This is a genomic window from Kitasatospora gansuensis (assembly GCF_014203705.1).
Taxonomy (GTDB): Bacteria; Actinomycetota; Actinomycetes; order Streptomycetales; family Streptomycetaceae; genus Kitasatospora; species Kitasatospora gansuensis.
Genome location: NZ_JACHJR010000001.1, coordinates 847692 through 861270, shown reverse-complemented (window position 1 = coordinate 861270; position 13579 = coordinate 847692). Strand labels below are relative to the sequence as shown.

General features: G+C 72.5%; 14 protein-coding genes. 5 read left to right on the top strand and 9 right to left on the bottom strand.

Annotation, left to right across the window (positions count from 1 at the left end; all coding sequences use genetic code 11):
• Positions 1 to 2: 2 nt before the first annotated feature.
• A complete protein-coding gene (locus F4556_RS03950) occupies positions 3 to 1538 on the bottom strand; it encodes a high frequency lysogenization protein HflD (RefSeq protein WP_184911645.1) in 1536 nt (511 codons plus the stop codon).
• 214 nt (positions 1539 to 1752) lie between these two features.
• On the opposite strand from F4556_RS03950, the gene F4556_RS03945 reads away from it, so the two are divergent.
• Positions 1753 to 2226 carry a cupredoxin domain-containing protein gene (locus F4556_RS03945; RefSeq protein ID WP_184911643.1) on the top strand — a complete coding sequence of 158 codons (474 nt, stop codon included), beginning with the start codon at positions 1753 to 1755 and terminating at the stop codon, positions 2224 to 2226.
• A gap of 10 nt (positions 2227 to 2236) precedes the next feature.
• Here the strand turns inward: F4556_RS03945 and F4556_RS03940 are convergent, their stop codons facing one another.
• Positions 2237 to 2749 (bottom strand): GNAT family N-acetyltransferase, encoded by a 513-nt coding sequence (locus F4556_RS03940; RefSeq protein ID WP_246510962.1) that lies wholly within the window; start codon positions 2747 to 2749, stop codon positions 2237 to 2239.
• 170 nt (positions 2750 to 2919) lie between these two features.
• On the opposite strand from F4556_RS03940, the gene F4556_RS03935 reads away from it, so the two are divergent.
• Positions 2920 to 4446, top strand: coding sequence for an ATP-dependent DNA ligase (locus F4556_RS03935; RefSeq protein WP_184911640.1), 1527 nt, complete (start codon positions 2920 to 2922; stop codon positions 4444 to 4446).
• 2 nt (positions 4447 to 4448) lie between these two features.
• Here F4556_RS03935 and F4556_RS03930 read toward each other — a convergent pair whose 3' ends face one another.
• The gene (locus tag F4556_RS03930) at positions 4449 to 5606 is read right to left on the bottom strand and encodes an alpha/beta hydrolase (protein ID WP_184911638.1); all 1158 of its coding nucleotides are present in this window, start codon (positions 5604 to 5606) and stop codon (positions 4449 to 4451) included.
• Between the two features lie 310 nt (positions 5607 to 5916).
• Positions 5917 to 6771 (bottom strand): SCO6745 family protein, encoded by an 855-nt coding sequence (locus tag F4556_RS03925; RefSeq protein ID WP_184911637.1) that lies wholly within the window; start codon positions 6769 to 6771, stop codon positions 5917 to 5919.
• A 168-nt stretch (positions 6772 to 6939) separates the two neighbouring features.
• On the opposite strand from F4556_RS03925, the gene rpe reads away from it, so the two are divergent.
• A complete protein-coding gene (gene rpe, locus F4556_RS03920; RefSeq protein WP_184911635.1) occupies positions 6940 to 7623 on the top strand; it encodes a ribulose-phosphate 3-epimerase in 684 nt (227 codons plus the stop codon).
• Between the two features lie 129 nt (positions 7624 to 7752).
• Positions 7753 to 8712, top strand: a complete 960-nt coding sequence (locus F4556_RS03915) for a pirin family protein (protein ID WP_184911634.1) — start codon at positions 7753 to 7755, stop codon at positions 8710 to 8712.
• Between the two features lie 120 nt (positions 8713 to 8832).
• On the opposite strand, the gene glpX is transcribed toward F4556_RS03915, so the two are convergent.
• The gene (gene glpX, locus F4556_RS03910) at positions 8833 to 9843 is read right to left on the bottom strand and encodes a class II fructose-bisphosphatase (protein ID WP_184911632.1); all 1011 of its coding nucleotides are present in this window, start codon (positions 9841 to 9843) and stop codon (positions 8833 to 8835) included.
• A 185-nt stretch (positions 9844 to 10028) separates the two neighbouring features.
• Here glpX and F4556_RS03905 point away from each other — a divergent pair, with 185 nt between their 5' ends.
• Complete coding sequence (locus F4556_RS03905; protein ID WP_184911630.1) at positions 10029 to 10943, top strand: ROK family protein; 915 nt, start codon at positions 10029 to 10031, stop codon at positions 10941 to 10943.
• 117 nt (positions 10944 to 11060) lie between these two features.
• On the opposite strand, the gene F4556_RS03900 is transcribed toward F4556_RS03905, so the two are convergent.
• The 4 genes from F4556_RS03900 to F4556_RS03885 all read right to left on the bottom strand — a co-directional run bounded on the left by F4556_RS03900 (position 11061) and on the right by F4556_RS03885 (position 13570).
• Entirely contained in the window at positions 11061 to 12293 is a 1233-nt protein-coding gene (locus F4556_RS03900; protein WP_221503523.1) for an MFS transporter, read from the bottom strand.
• Between the two features lie 56 nt (positions 12294 to 12349).
• Complete coding sequence (locus F4556_RS03895) at positions 12350 to 12691, bottom strand: VOC family protein (RefSeq protein ID WP_184911627.1); 342 nt, start codon at positions 12689 to 12691, stop codon at positions 12350 to 12352.
• Between the two features lie 82 nt (positions 12692 to 12773).
• On the bottom strand, positions 12774 to 13127 hold the full coding sequence (locus tag F4556_RS03890; protein WP_313068139.1) for an ArsR/SmtB family transcription factor: 354 nt from the start codon (positions 13125 to 13127) through the stop codon (positions 12774 to 12776).
• Entirely contained in the window at positions 13124 to 13570 is a 447-nt protein-coding gene (locus tag F4556_RS03885) for an SRPBCC domain-containing protein (RefSeq protein ID WP_184911626.1), read from the bottom strand. The genes F4556_RS03890 and F4556_RS03885 overlap by 4 nt, the downstream gene beginning before the upstream one ends.
• Positions 13571 to 13579: the final 9 nt, after the last annotated feature.

Genomic DNA, 13579 nt, shown 5'->3' with positions numbered 1-13579 from the left:
CGTCAGAGGGCGGCGGGGAGACTGCGGAGGACCATGCCGAGTCCGACGGTGAGCACCAGCAGGGCGGTGAGCAGTCCGCTCCACGGCGCGAGGCGGCGGAGCAGGGCCGGCAGGGTGCCGTCCGCCGCTGCGGCGATCCGCTTGCCGACCCGGAGGAAGAGCAGGCCCGCCGCCGTCAGGGTCGCGGCCATGCCCAGACCGTAGGCCAGCACGAGGGCGACCCCGAACATCGTCCGGCCAAGCGCTACGGCGCCCAGTAGCACCACCAGCGCGGACGGGCTCGGCACCAGGCCGCCGGCGACACCCAGGCCGATCAGGCCGGTCCGGCCGAGCGGCTCGCCGTGGTGGTGATGGCCGAACAGGCCGTGGTGGTGATGGACGGGAGCCTCCAGTACGGCGACGGTGCCGTCGTGCGGGTGCGGGTGGGGGTGAGCGTGGTGGTGCGGGTGATCGTGCGTCACCGGGGCGGCGGGTCTGGTCCGGCGGCGTACGTCGCGCAGCAGCAGGACCCCGACCGCCGTCACCAGCAGGCCGCTGAGCACGCCGAGCCGCCCGAGCAGCACCTCGCCCGCCAGCGCGGAGAACCCGGTCAGCAGCAGTCCGAGCACGAGCACGCCCGCCGTGTGGGTGACGGTGACGGTGGCCCCGACCGTGACGGCGTCCCTGACCCGACTGCGCCGGCCGGCGAGGTAGACGCCCATCGCCGCCTTGCCGTGCCCGGGGAGCAGCGCGTGGCCCGCGCCGAGGACGGTGGCCAGCAGGACGGCCAGCAGGCCGACCGTGACGGTGAGGCGGTGTGCCGCGCCCAGTTCGGCCAGCCTGCGGTCGAGTTGGGCCAGCCACCCGGCCGGGCCGCCGGTGGGGGCGGTGTCCAGCAGATCGGCCGCGGCCGAGCCGCCGCCGGGGGTCGCGGTGAACCGGGCGTCGAAGACGCCGCTGGGTGCGTCGAGCAACTCCTGTGGGTAGTCCCGGAGTTCGTGTGAGGCGGAGACCTCGGGCACGTCCGTCGGGTCCAGCCGGACGCCGACCCCGCGGGCGGTGATCTCGTTCCACCCCACCCGGGCCCGGTCGGCACCGCTGCGCACCCGGAGCACCGTACCGTCGGCGGCCACGGTGAGCGGGGCGTCGAGCGTGCACTCCAGCCGGGCGGTGCGCAGACCGGCGGCACCGTCGGCGTAGGCGTAACTCGCCGAGCGGACCCGCCAGTTCAGCGCTGTGTCGGCCGGACCGGCGCGGACCTGGAGCCGGGTGGCGGTCGCGGTGCACTGCCCGGCGGCCCAGTCGCCGCGTTCGGCGTCGTCCACCGTGCCGTCGGCGTTCCGGTCCACCCGGGCCTGCTCCTGGAGGGTGGGGATCTCGGCCTGGTCGGTGACCGCCAGCACCTCGATCCGGTCCGGGTGGACGGTGAGGCCGAGGTAGTGGTTGACCGAGAAGTTGCCCAGCGGATGGGCGGCGGCGGCCGGAGCCGTCCCCGCCAGCAGCCAGAGCGCGGCGCCGAGGGTGCCGCCGGCCCGTGCGAGGAATCGGGAAGGTGTCACGCACTGCCTCCGAGGGCGGGAGAGGGTGGGGCGACGGGCGTTCCGCTCAAGCGACTTGACGCTCCGTCGGGGCCGCACCGGTACTCTGCCGCACCCCTCCGGCCGGATCCGTCCTCGGAGGGCCGCCGCCTGGGCCGGACGGGTGAGCCCGATCGACCGTGCGGGTGACCGATCCGCTCGGCGGCGGGGTGACGGCCGTCCGGTGGCGGATCAAATGTGGCCTGTGAACACTTCCCGTCTTCGCCCGGCCCTCGGCCTGCTGCTGCTCCTGGCCGCCACCGCCTGCTCCAGTGGCTCCGGCGGCGGGTCGGCCTCCAGTACGCCGACGCCCGCGGTGAGCTCGTCCGCCGCCGTGAGTCCGTCCGCCGCGAGCCCATCCCCCTCGGCGGTCTCGTCGTCGGCCTCGCCGTCCGCCGCCGTCAGCTCACCGGCGGCCGCGGTGCAGGTCACCATCAAGGAGTTCACCTTCGGCCCGGACAAGTTCACAGTGAGCCCGGGCGCGAAGGTCACCGTCGTGAACGAGGACTCCACCGCGCACACCCTGACCGCCACCGGCAAGGGCGGCTTCGACAGCGGCACGATCGGCGGGGGCAAGACCGCGACCTTCACCGCCCCGACCGCGCCAGGCAGTTACCCCTTCATCTGCTCCCTGCACCAGTTCATGAAGGGGACCCTCACGGTCGCCTGACGGTCATCGGTCAGACGCCGAACGGAGTGGCGTAGCGCAGGATGCCGCCGGGCAGCGGGCTGTCCGAGTCGAGGTCGAGGGCCATCAGCGCCTCGTCCGGGACGTCGAAGGTGGTCTTGATGCCGTGCAGCGAGGCGCGCCGGAAGCCGAACCGGGGGTAGTACTCCGGGTGGCCCAGCACCGTGACGGTGTGTTCGCCCTGCGCCCGGGCGGCGGCCAGCGCGGCCCGGACGGCGGCGGCGCCCGCGCCGGTCCGCTGGTGGTCGGGCCGGACCGCGACCGGGGCCAGGCAGAGCGCCGGGGTGTCGTCGATGTGACAGCGGGTCAGCAGGGCGTGGCCCACCACGGTGCCGTCCGGCGTCTCGGCGACCACGGAGAGACCGGGGAGCCAGCTGCGGTCGGCGCGCAGGGCCTCGACCAGGTCGGCTTCCAGCGCGGTCTCGAAGGCGGCCAGCACGACCGCGCGGATCGCCGGGACGTCGGCGGCGGTCTCGGGGCGGGTGGCCCAGCGGAGCGTGGACAACGGCGGCACCTCACGGTCGGGTTCAGGTACGAACGATTGCGACGCTAGCACGGGGGTGCGCGCCCGAGTCGGTACGGAACCGAGCCCGGGACGCGGCCCGCGCGTCGGAGCTGACGGAGCCTCAGGCCGCCGCATGATGGAGGATCCGTACCCCCGGAAGGAGCCCGCCCGTGCTGCTGGAACGTCTGGCCAGGACCTCCGGGGCGGTGGCGGCCGAGCCGGCCAGGAACGCCAAGGTGGCCCTGATCGCGGAGTGCCTCACCGAGCTCGGCCCGGCCGAGATCCCGGCGGCCGTCGCGCTGCTCTCGGGCGAGGGCCGCCGGGCCGGGGTCGGCTGGGCCGGGGTACGGGAGCTGCCGGAGCCGGCCGGGACCGCGACGCTCGGGGTGGCCGAGACGGAGGAGCTGCTGACCCGGCTGGGCGAGGTGCACGGCAAGGGCGCGCAGGCGGAGCGGAAGCGGCGGCTGGGCGAGCTGTTCGGGCGGGCCACGGCGGCGGAGCAGGAGTTCCTGCGGGCGGTCCTGGTGGGCGAGTTGCGCCAGGGGGCGCTGGACGCGCTGATGGGTGACGCGGTCGCGAAGGCGGCGGGCGTACCGGTGACGGTGGTGCGGCGGGCGCTGATGCTGCGGGGCTCGGCCCGGGGGGTGGCGGAGGCGGCGCTGACCGGCGGGGCGCCGGCGCTGCGCGCGTTCGGGCTGGAACTGGGCCGCCCCGTACGGCCGATGCTGGCGGCCTCGGCGCCGGAGGTGGCGGCCGCGCTGGAGAAGGTGAGCCCGGCCGCGCTGGAGTGGAAGCTCGACGGCATCCGGGTCCAGGTGCACCGGGACGGCGAGCGGGTCTCGGTCTTCACCCGCAGCCTGGACGAGATCACCGCCCGGGTGCCCGAAGTGGTGGCGGCGGCCCGGGCGCTGCCGGTCGAGCGGGCGGTGCTGGACGGCGAGGCGATCGCGCTCGGCCCGGACGGGCGGCCGCGCCCGTTCCAGGTCACCGCCGCGCGGACCGCCTCCCGGCAGGACCCGGAGCGGTTGCGGGCGGAGACCCCGCTGAGCGTGTTCTTCTTCGACCTGCTGCACCGGGACGGCACCGACCTGATCGACCGTCCGGCCGCCGAGCGCTGGGCCGCGCTGACCGAGCTGGCGCCGGAGGAGCTCCGGGTGCCCCGGCTGACCACCGGTCAGCTGCCCGAGGCGGAGCGGTTCTTCGCGGACGCGCTCGCCCACGGCCACGAGGGGGTGGTGGTCAAGGACCCGGACGCCCCGTACGCGGCCGGGCGCCGGGGCGCGGGCTGGATCAAGGTCAAACCCCGGCACACCCTGGACCTGGTGGTCACCGCCGCCGAGTGGGGCAGCGGCCGCCGCCGGGGCTACCTGAGCAACCTGCACCTGGCCGCCCGGAACCCGGGGGAGCCCGGGCTCGACGCCTGGGTGATGCTGGGCAAGACCTTCAAGGGGCTGACCGACCAGCTGCTGGCCTGGCAGACCGAACAGCTGCTGGCCCGGGAGACCCACCGCGACGCGTACACGGTCCATGTGCGGCCCGAGTTGGTGGTGGAGATCGCCTTCGACGGCCTCCAGCGCAGCCCGCGCTACCCGGCCGGCCTGGCCCTGCGGTTCGCCCGGGTGCTGCGCTACCGCGAGGACAAGCCTGCCGGGGAGGCGGACACCATCGCCACCGTCCGGGCGCTGGCGGGCCGCTAGGGCTACCGGGCAGGAATGATCCCGGTCAGCCACTTGAAGGACGGGCCGACCAGCGGCTTCCAGGTCGAGGTCAGGTGCGCCCCGGTGGTCTCCACCGGGGTGACGGTGGTCGGGCTCTTCGCCGCCCGCTGGAGGGCGGTCGCGTCCTCCAGGCCGTCACCCTTCTTGCCGGTCTGGTAGAGCGCGACGTTCGGCGGGGTGGCGGCGTGGGTGAGCAGGTAGAGGGGGTTGGAGGTCTCGCGGAGCTTGGGGTCCTTGGCGGTCAGCGAACTCGGCTCGCCGATCGGGTCGTTGTAGCCGGACATGCTGATCGCGGCGCGGTAGCGGTCGGGGTGGGCGAGCGCGAGGCGGGTGGCGCAGTGCGCGCCCGCCGAGTAGCCGGCCAGGGCCCAGCGGTCGGCGGTGCGGTCGGCCCGGAAGTTGTCCAGGATCATCTGCGGCACGTCGCGCGACAGCCAGGTCTCGGCGTTGACCTTGCCGGGGATGTCGGCGCAGCCGGTGTCGGTGCCGCCGAGCAGGGTGACCCGGGGCGAGACCAGGATGAAGGGCGCGACCTGACCGGACTTCATCAGCGGTTCGAGCTGGGCGATCACGTCCATGGTGCCGAACCAGGTGCTGGACGCGCCGGGGTAGCCCGCGAGCAGTTCGACGACCGGGAAGGTCCGGTCCTTGTGGGCGGGGTCGTCGTACTGCGGGGGCGTCCAGACCAGCACCTCGCCGTCGACGCCGGAGAGCCGGCCCTTGAGATCGGTCTGCTTCACGCTCCGGGGCACCGCGTCCGAGTCGGGGGCGTGGAAGGACTGGACCACCTTGGGCACCGGGCTGCCCGAGGCGGCGGCCTGGTCCCCGCTGAGACCGCCGTCCTTCGGGGGCACGGGGACGGCCCGGACGTGATTGGAGGTGCCGAGCAGGTCGCCCCAGCTGTCGTAGATCAGGTTCTCGTTGTTGACCACCACGAAGACCATCGCCACGGCGGTGACCTGGCAGAGCAGGACGGTACCGAGGTACGACAGGGCCCGCAGCGGGCCGCGTCGCTGTTCGGCGGTTCTGACCCGTCCGCGGAGGATTCCTCTGCCGCCCCACTGCGCCATCGCCAGCGCGAGGGAGGCCACGAACAGGACGATCGTGAGGATGAGGACGGGCGTGTCTGTCAGGTTCATCGCGTTCTGGTACCCAGCTCCTGTGCCGTTCGGGCGGAGTGCCCGTGCGAGATGAGGGACTGTCCAAAACGTCAGTTCGGTTGCCCGTTCCTGGGAGAAAGCTGGGAGTCCGCCGGGGCGGGTGTGGCTCGGGGTGCGGTCAGGGACGGGTCGGGGTGTGCCCCCGATGACAGAGGGTCAGGCGCGGGCCAGGGTTGGGGCATGGTCTTCTTCAGGCAGGTACTGGTCACCCTGGTGTGCGCGGCGATCGGATTGGTGACGCTGATCGGCGGTGGCTTCCTCTGACGGGGAGCGGCCCGGTGACGGTGGATCAGCTGCTGACCGGCAGGCCGATCGGGTTGAGCTGCGGGAGTTCGGCCCGGCAGGCGGTGGCGATCGGGGTCAGGGCGGCGGCCAGCTCGTCCAGCTCGGTACGGCGGAAGCCGGACCAGACCCGGGCGGCGGCCAGGTCGGTGGCGGCCTCCAGGGCCTGGTGGCGGTGTCGGCCGTCGGCGGAGATGGTGCCGGTCTTCGTGAGCCAGCCCCGGGTGGTGAGGCGGTCGGCCGCGGCCTCCCACTCCTGGTCGGTCCAGCCGCGGAACGGCTGGAGCTGCTCGCGCCGGGTGTCCAGGGCGCAGCGCAGCACCAGGGCCTCGCAGCCGTCCAGGTCCTCGGCGACCAGCGCCGCGACATGCCCGTCGCCCCGGTGCTCGCGCAGCACGGTGGTGGCGTGCCAGAGCCGGGCCAGCGCACCCTCGGGGCGGGGCAGCGCGAGGTTCGCGGCGGCCAGCACCCGCCCGCAACAGTCGAGTCCGTCCACGGCGCGCTCCAGCAGCGTCACCGAACGGTCGATCAGATCGGGCTTGACGGTCTCCAGTACGCGTTCCAGGGTGCTCACCGCGCCGGCCAGGCGGGCTTCGAGTGCGGCCTCCGGGGTGGCCCTGGACCAGACGTCCGGCAGTGCCCGTTCGACCATCTGCGGCGCGAAGTTGAAGAACGCGGCGATCACCGGCGCGGCGTCCACCGGCCCGAGCGGGGCCGACCGACCGGCGAAGTACCCCCGCCAGCTCCCGCGCAGCCCGGCCGCCTCATACGCGGCCCGGCCCTCCGGCGCGAAGTAGGTGAGCGCGTGCACCGGCTCGAAGAGCCACCACAACGCACGGGCGGGATGCACCATCTCGGCCATCTGGAACCTTTCCGGTCACGGGCGAACAGCGCTCGCGACCCTAGCGCGCAACGGCTGTGACGCGGGTCACGAGCAGATCTCAGCACTCACTTCCCGCCACGGGCAGGAGAGATGATGGAGCCGAGCGGCAGCTCCAGCCGCCCGCACCGAGTGTGAAGGTTCCCTCAAATGGCGCAGATCAACCCCAGCATCCTGTCGGCGGACTTCGCCCGCCTGGCCGACGAGGCGGAGGCCGTCCGAGGCGCGGACTGGCTGCACGTGGATGTGATGGACAACCACTTCGTCCCCAACCTCACGCTCGGCATCCCGGTGGTCGAGTCGCTGGCCCGGGCCACCGGCACGCCGCTGGACTGCCACCTGATGATCGAGCAGCCGGACCGCTGGGCCCCGCAGTACGTCGAGGCGGGCGCCGGTTCGGTGACCTTCCACGCCGAGGCCGCCGCCGCCCCGGTCCGGCTCGCCCGGGAGATCCGGGCCAAGGGCGCGCGCGCTTCGATGGCGCTGCGCCCGGCCACCCCGATCGAGCAGTACGAGGACCTGCTGCCCGAGCTCGACATGATCCTGATCATGACGGTCGAGCCCGGCTTCGGCGGGCAGGCCTTCCTGGACATCATGCTTCCCAAGATCCGCCGCACCCGGGAGCTGATCTCCAAGCACGGCCTCGACCTCTGGCTCCAGGTGGACGGCGGCGTCTCGGCCGACACCATCGAGCGCTGCGCCGAGGCGGGCGCGGACGTCTTCGTGGCGGGCTCCGCGGTGTACGGCGCGGCCGACCCGGCGGAGGCGGTCCGCTCGCTGCGGGCCCGGGCGGAGGCGGCCACGGCGGGCGCGCCGTGGGCCTGCGCGCACTGACGGTCTGTCGGCGGGGGCGGTGGTCCCGCCCCCGCTGTGCGACCGGGTCTGCGCCAGGCTTTGCGACGCGACCGAACTGACGCATGATCGGAGGCGTCAGCGGTGTCGTCCGGACGGAGCGCGTCAGCCATGAGCAACCTCGACCTCAAGCCCACCCCCACCACCTGCGGCGGGGAGGCCGACTCCGGCCCGGTCAAGGAGCTGCTGACCGGCCGTCAGGTCCAGCTGGGCGAATCCACCGAGGTCCGCCGGCTGCTGCCCAGCCTCGGCCGCCGGATGGTCGGCGCCTGGTGCTTCGTCGACCACTACGGGCCCGACGACATCGCCGACGAGCCCGGCATGCAGGTCCCGCCGCACCCGCACATGGGCCTGCAGACGGTCAGCTGGTTGCACGAGGGCTCGGTCCTGCACCGCGACAGCCTGGGCAGCCTGCAGACCGTCCGGCCCCGCGAACTCGGCCTGATGACCTCCGGCCGGGCCATCTCGCACTCCGAGGAGTCCCCGCGCGACCACGCCCGGCTGCTGCACGGCGCCCAGCTCTGGGTAGCCCTCCCCGACAGCCACCGGCACACCGCCCCGGCCTTCGAACACCACGCCACCCTGCCCACCGTGGACGCCCCCGGCCTGCATGCCACCGTCATCCTCGGCACCCTGGACGGCGCCACCTCCCCGGGCACCACGTACACCCCGCTGGTCGGCGCCGACCTGACGCTCCGTGAGGGCGCCGCACACCGGCTGCCGCTGGAGCCCGGCTTCGAGTACGCCGTCCTCGCGATGACCGGCAGCGTCGACGTGGACGGCGTCCGGGTCGAGCCGGGCTCGCTGCTCTACCTGGGCTGCGGGCGCCGCGAACTCCCGTTGCTGGCCCGGACGGACAGCTCCGTGCTGCTGATCGGCGGGGTGCCGTTCGAGGAGCACCTGGTGATGTGGTGGAACTTCATCGGCCGCTCCGGCGAGGAGATCGCCCAGGCCAGGGCGGACTGGGCCGCCGGCACCCGATTCGGCGAGGTACACGGCTACGACGGCGCCCGGCTGGCCGCTCCCACGCTGCCTGCCACCCCGCTGAAGCCGCGCGGGCGAGTGCGCTGACCTGAGACCGCTTGATCGCTTGGCGCACCACTCCGCCGCCGTCCTGATCCACCAGCCCAACTTGGAGCGCTGAGCGGCTGGTTGACGGCGGGACTGTTCCTCCGCCGGACGGCGTGCGCCTCATTGGGCGAGGGAGGGGTGGCGGTAGACGGAGTGGATCTCCCGGATGGTGCCGCTCTTGGAGCGCATGACCAGGGAGCTGGTGGTGGCGGTGGCCTGGCGGTAGTGGACGCCGCGGAGGAGTTCGCCGTCGGTGATGCCGGTGGCGACGAAGAAGACGTTTTCGCCGCTGACGAGGTCGTCGGTGGTGAGGACGCGGTCGAGGTCGTGGCCGGCGTCCAGTGCCTTCTGGCGTTCGGCGTCGTCCTTGGGCCACAGGCGGCCCTGGATCACGCCGCCCATGCACTTCATGGCGCAGGCCGCGATGATGCCTTCGGGGGTGCCGCCGATGCCCATGAGCAGGTCGACGCCGGTGCCGGCGCGGGCGGTCATGATGGCGCCGGCGACGTCGCCGTCGGTGATGAACTTGATCCGGGCGCCGGCCTCGCGGATCTCCTTGACCAGGCCCTCGTGGCGGGGGCGGTCGAGCACCATGACGGTGACGTCCTCGACGGAGCTGCCCTTGGCCTTGGCGACGCGGCGGATGTTGACGGCGGCGGGGGCGGTGATGTCGACGTAGTCGGCGGCTTCGGGGCCGCAGACCAGCTTGTCCATGTAGAAGACGGCGCTGGGGTCGAACATGGTGCCGCGGTCGGCGACGGCGAGGACGGCGACGGCGTTGGCCATGCCCTTGGCGGTGAGGGTGGTGCCGTCCACGGGGTCGACCGCGACGTCGCACTCGGCGCCGGTGCCGTCGCCGACGCGTTCGCCGTTGTAGAGCATCGGGGCTTCGTCCTTCTCGCCCTCACCGATGACGACCACGCCGTTCATCGACACGGTGGAGACGAGGGTGCGCATGGCCTTGACGGCCGCGCCGTCGGCGCCGTTCTTGTCGCCCCGGCCGACCCATCGGCCGGCCGCCATGGCGGCGGCCTCGGTGACCCGGACGAGCTCGAGGGCGAGGTTCCGGTCGGGGTGGGGCGCGGGTGCCGTGCCGGGCGGGGAGGAGGCGTGGCGCGCGTCGGTGGTCATGGCTCTCCTCGATTGGACGGACCTCGCGTTGAGCAAAGGCCGGCTGCTCAATTCTGCTCATGCTTGCACGTTTGTGGAAGAAGAAGCTATAAACCAAGCATGTTTGAGTATCATCGCTCAATTCTGCGCAGGGCATCGGGGTCCGTGTGCCCCGCCCAGCAGAGCTACCACCGGGCTGTGGCCCGATGAGCGTCATCGCGCTGGACGTCGGCGGCACCCACATCAAGGGAGCGATCGTCGAGAACGGCAGGCTTCTCGACTCCGAGCGGTGGCACACACGCTCCGAGCGCGGTTCCGACGCCCTCGTCGAGACCGTCCTCGGCTGCGCCGACGAACTCGTGGCTCGCGCCGTCCGGTACGGCGGCCGACCGGCCGCCGCTGCCGGGATCGTGGTGCCCGGGCTGGTGGACGAGCGGGCGGGCACCGCCGTCCTCGCCGCCAACCTCGGCTGGCGCGGCACCCCGGTCCAGCGCTGGGTCGCCGAACACCTGGATCTCCCGGTGGCGTTCGGCCACGACGTGCGAGCCGGCGGGATCGCCGAGGGCCGCCTCGGGGCGGGCCGCGGCTGTCCCAACTTCGCCTTCGTCCCGGTCGGGACGGGCATTGCCGCCGCGCTGATGATCGACGGGCGTCCGTTCGGCGGCGACCACGGCTTCGCCGGTGAGTTCGGCCACCTGGTGGTCCGCCCCGGCGGTGACCCGTGTGCCTGCGGCAACCGGGGCTGCCTGGAGACGCTGGCCTCCGCCTCCGCCATCACCCGTCGCTACGCGGAGGCAAGCGGTGAGACGGGCGTCAGCGCCAAGGGCGTCCAGCAGCGGGCGGACGCCGGTGACCACCAGGCGGTCCGGATCTGGACCGACGCGGTGGACGCCCTGGCCGATGGCCTGGTGGCACTGACGGTGATGCTCGACTTCGAGCGCATCGTGATCGGCGGCGGCCTGGCCGGAGCCGGTGAGCCCTTCCTCCGTCCGCTGCGGACCGCCCTTGCCGAGCGTCTCACCTTCCGTGGGGTTCCCCAGGTGGTCCCGGCCGGACTGGGCCACCGCGCGGGAAGCCTGGGTGCGGCCCTGCTGGCCCAGGACCTGTTGGACTGCCGATGATCCTCACCGTCACCCTCAACACCGCAATCCCGAGGTCCGCCGACACGCAAAACGGTGGTCAGGCACCTCGCGGGGGCGGCGAGGTGCCTGACCACCGTGGAGTGGTCTGACGGGTTGTTACGCGGGCTCGGCCAGGGCGGCCGGGGCGGCGGCGGCCGGTGACGACTCCTCGTCGACCACCGGCGGCTTGAGGTAGCTGCTGCCCCAGGCGACCGCGATGGTGACCACGGAGAAGATCAGACCCATGATCACGGGGGCGGAGGCGCTGTAGTTGTCGATCGCGACGCCGCCGGCGAAGGCGCCGAGTGCGATGCCGATGTTGGCCGCGGAGACCGGGAGTGACTGCGCGAGCTGGCCGCCGGGGCCGGCCAGGCTGATCACCCGGACCTGCAGCGAGGGCACGATGCTGTAGAAGGAGAGGCCCCAGGCGAGCAGTGCGAGCACCACGAGCCAGGCGATCGAGCCGACGAAGTAGAGCACCAGCAGGGAGACCGCGATGCCGACGGACCCGATGATCAGGGTGAGGCTGGCGTTGCGGTCGGCGAACTTGCCGCCGCCGAACGAACCGATCGCCGTGGCCGCGCCGTAGGCCAGCAGGAACACGCTCAGCAGACCGCCGGAGATGCCGGTGACGCGCTGCAGGAACGGCACCAGGTAGGTCAGCGTCGCGAACACGGTCGAGAACACGATGAAGTTCAGGAACAGTACGGCGAGCACCCTGGGGGCGAACGCGTACTTGGCCTGGTGGGCGGCCCCGGCCCCGGCCGGCGGCACGGTCGGGATCAGCGTCGCCGTACCGATCAGGGTGATCACGGCGCCCACCACGATCGCGGTGAACGAGCCGCGCCAGCCGAGGGTCTGACCCACCAGCGTGCCCAGCGGTACACCGAGCGCCCCGGACATCGCGACACCGGAGATGACGATCCCGATGGCCTGGCCGATGCGCTCCGGCGGGACGACCACCATGGCGGCCATGAACGCACCCGCGATGAACAGGCCCTGCGACGCTCCGATGAGGAAGCGCAGCACCAGGAACAGCCCGTAGTTGGAGGTCAGCACGGCGACCAGGTTGCACGCGATGAAGAGTGCCACCGAGCCGATCAGGACGCTCTTCTTCTCGAGCTTGATCGTCAGTGCGGTCAGGATCGGACCGCCGATGGCGAGGCCCAGCGCGTACACGGTGACCAGGGTGCCGGCCTCGGGGATGGTCACGTGGAGGTCGGCGGCGATCCGGTCGAGCACGCCGACCACGAGCAGTTCACCGCTGCCCAGTACGAACATTCCTAAGAAGAGCGTGGCGAGGGCCAGGTTCGCCCGGCCTGGGCTCAACGCCGTCTGCTGGGTACTCATGGGGCACACTTCCTTCTTGTTTGGGGTTACCGGGGACGGCCGGTCTCAGCTGGGCCCTACTTCCACTGGATGATCTGGAGGAAGTTCCCGTCGGGGTCGGCGAAGGTGCCGAACTTGCCCTTCTCGTTGTCGTTGACCGAGAACCACTCCACGCCGGCCGCGCTCAGCCGGGCCTCGACGGCGTCGAAGTCGTCCACGTGGAAGTTGAGGATGTTGCGGCCGGGCTGGTTGTTCTTCGCCTCGATGTCGTCGCGGCCGTCGATGGCCAGCAGGAAGCCGCCCAGGTCGATCGCGCCCTCACCGGTGAAGTCCGGTGCCAGCACCTTGATGTACCAGGCCCGCATCTCGGCGGGACGGGTCGTACCGAGCAGGATGCTGCCAGGAGTCAGCGTGGTCATGTCAATGCCCCTTGTCTGGTGATCTCAGGTCGCGGCGACGGCGGGAGCCGCGCCGGGCGTACCGGTGCACAGGCCGACCGGCCTACGTGGAATCGCGTTCCGCCGATTCGGCGGCGAACTTGACGGCCGCCAGTCGGCGGTCCCAGTCGGCCGCGAGCGAGGCCATCCACCGGGTGGTGGCGTCCAGGCCGGCGGGCCGCAGCGAGTACCTCACCTCACGTCCGACCCGGCTGCAGACGACGAGTCCGGCGGCGTCCAGGACGGCGAGGTGCTTGACGATCGCCTGCCGGGAGACGGGGAGCCGCTCGGCCAGGGTCGTCGCGGTGGCCGCGCCCATCGGGGCGAGGAGGTCGAGCAGTTGACGGCGGGTGGGGTCGGCGAGTGCGCCGAGAACGGTGCCGACCTCCTCCACCGAACCGTCGGGGTCCGCCCTCACACAGTCGACTCTTCGACGCGCTTCTTCGCCATGTCGAGGACCTGCGGCCAACCGGCGGTGAGGTTGTGGATCGTGTTGGCGCGCACCTCCTCGGACACGGCCAGCGCGGCGAAACCGCTCTCGACCACGGTGAGGCGGGTCTTGTCACCCTCGGCGGAGAGCGTGAACTCCACCAGGGTGCTGTTGCTCTCGGTCAGTTCCTGACCGGGATTGGCGGGAGCCCAGCGGTAAGCGACGTAGTTCGTCGGCTCGACCTTCACCACGGTCACCGGGAACTCCCCGTGCTCGGGGTGCTTGGCCACCGTGGACTCACCCTCGACGGCGGTGGTGCCCTTGATGCTCTCCGGGTCGGCCACCCAGAAGCCGGGAGCGGAAACCAGCGACCAGACCCGCTCCACCGAGGCGTCGATCAGGGTGTCGCGCTCGATCATGTCGTCGCTCATGAGGAAACT

Coding starts and splice junctions, on each gene's coding strand:
- F4556_RS03905 (WP_184911630.1), top strand. CDS start 10,029: ATGAGCGTCATCGCGCTGGACGTCGGCGGCACCCACATCAAGGGAGCG.
- F4556_RS03915 (WP_184911634.1), top strand. CDS start 7,753: ATGAGCAACCTCGACCTCAAGCCCACCCCCACCACCTGCGGCGGGGAG.
- F4556_RS03945 (WP_184911643.1), top strand. CDS start 1,753: ATGTGGCCTGTGAACACTTCCCGTCTTCGCCCGGCCCTCGGCCTGCTG.
- rpe (WP_184911635.1), top strand. CDS start 6,940: ATGGCGCAGATCAACCCCAGCATCCTGTCGGCGGACTTCGCCCGCCTG.
- F4556_RS03925 (WP_184911637.1), bottom strand. CDS start 6,771: ATGGCCGAGATGGTGCATCCCGCCCGTGCGTTGTGGTGGCTCTTCGAG.
- F4556_RS03895 (WP_184911627.1), bottom strand. CDS start 12,691: ATGACCACGCTGACTCCTGGCAGCATCCTGCTCGGTACGACCCGTCCC.
- glpX (WP_184911632.1), bottom strand. CDS start 9,843: ATGACCACCGACGCGCGCCACGCCTCCTCCCCGCCCGGCACGGCACCC.
- F4556_RS03900 (WP_221503523.1), bottom strand. CDS start 12,293: ATGAGTACCCAGCAGACGGCGTTGAGCCCAGGCCGGGCGAACCTGGCC.
- F4556_RS03930 (WP_184911638.1), bottom strand. CDS start 5,606: ATGAACCTGACAGACACGCCCGTCCTCATCCTCACGATCGTCCTGTTC.
- F4556_RS03885 (WP_184911626.1), bottom strand. CDS start 13,570: ATGAGCGACGACATGATCGAGCGCGACACCCTGATCGACGCCTCGGTG.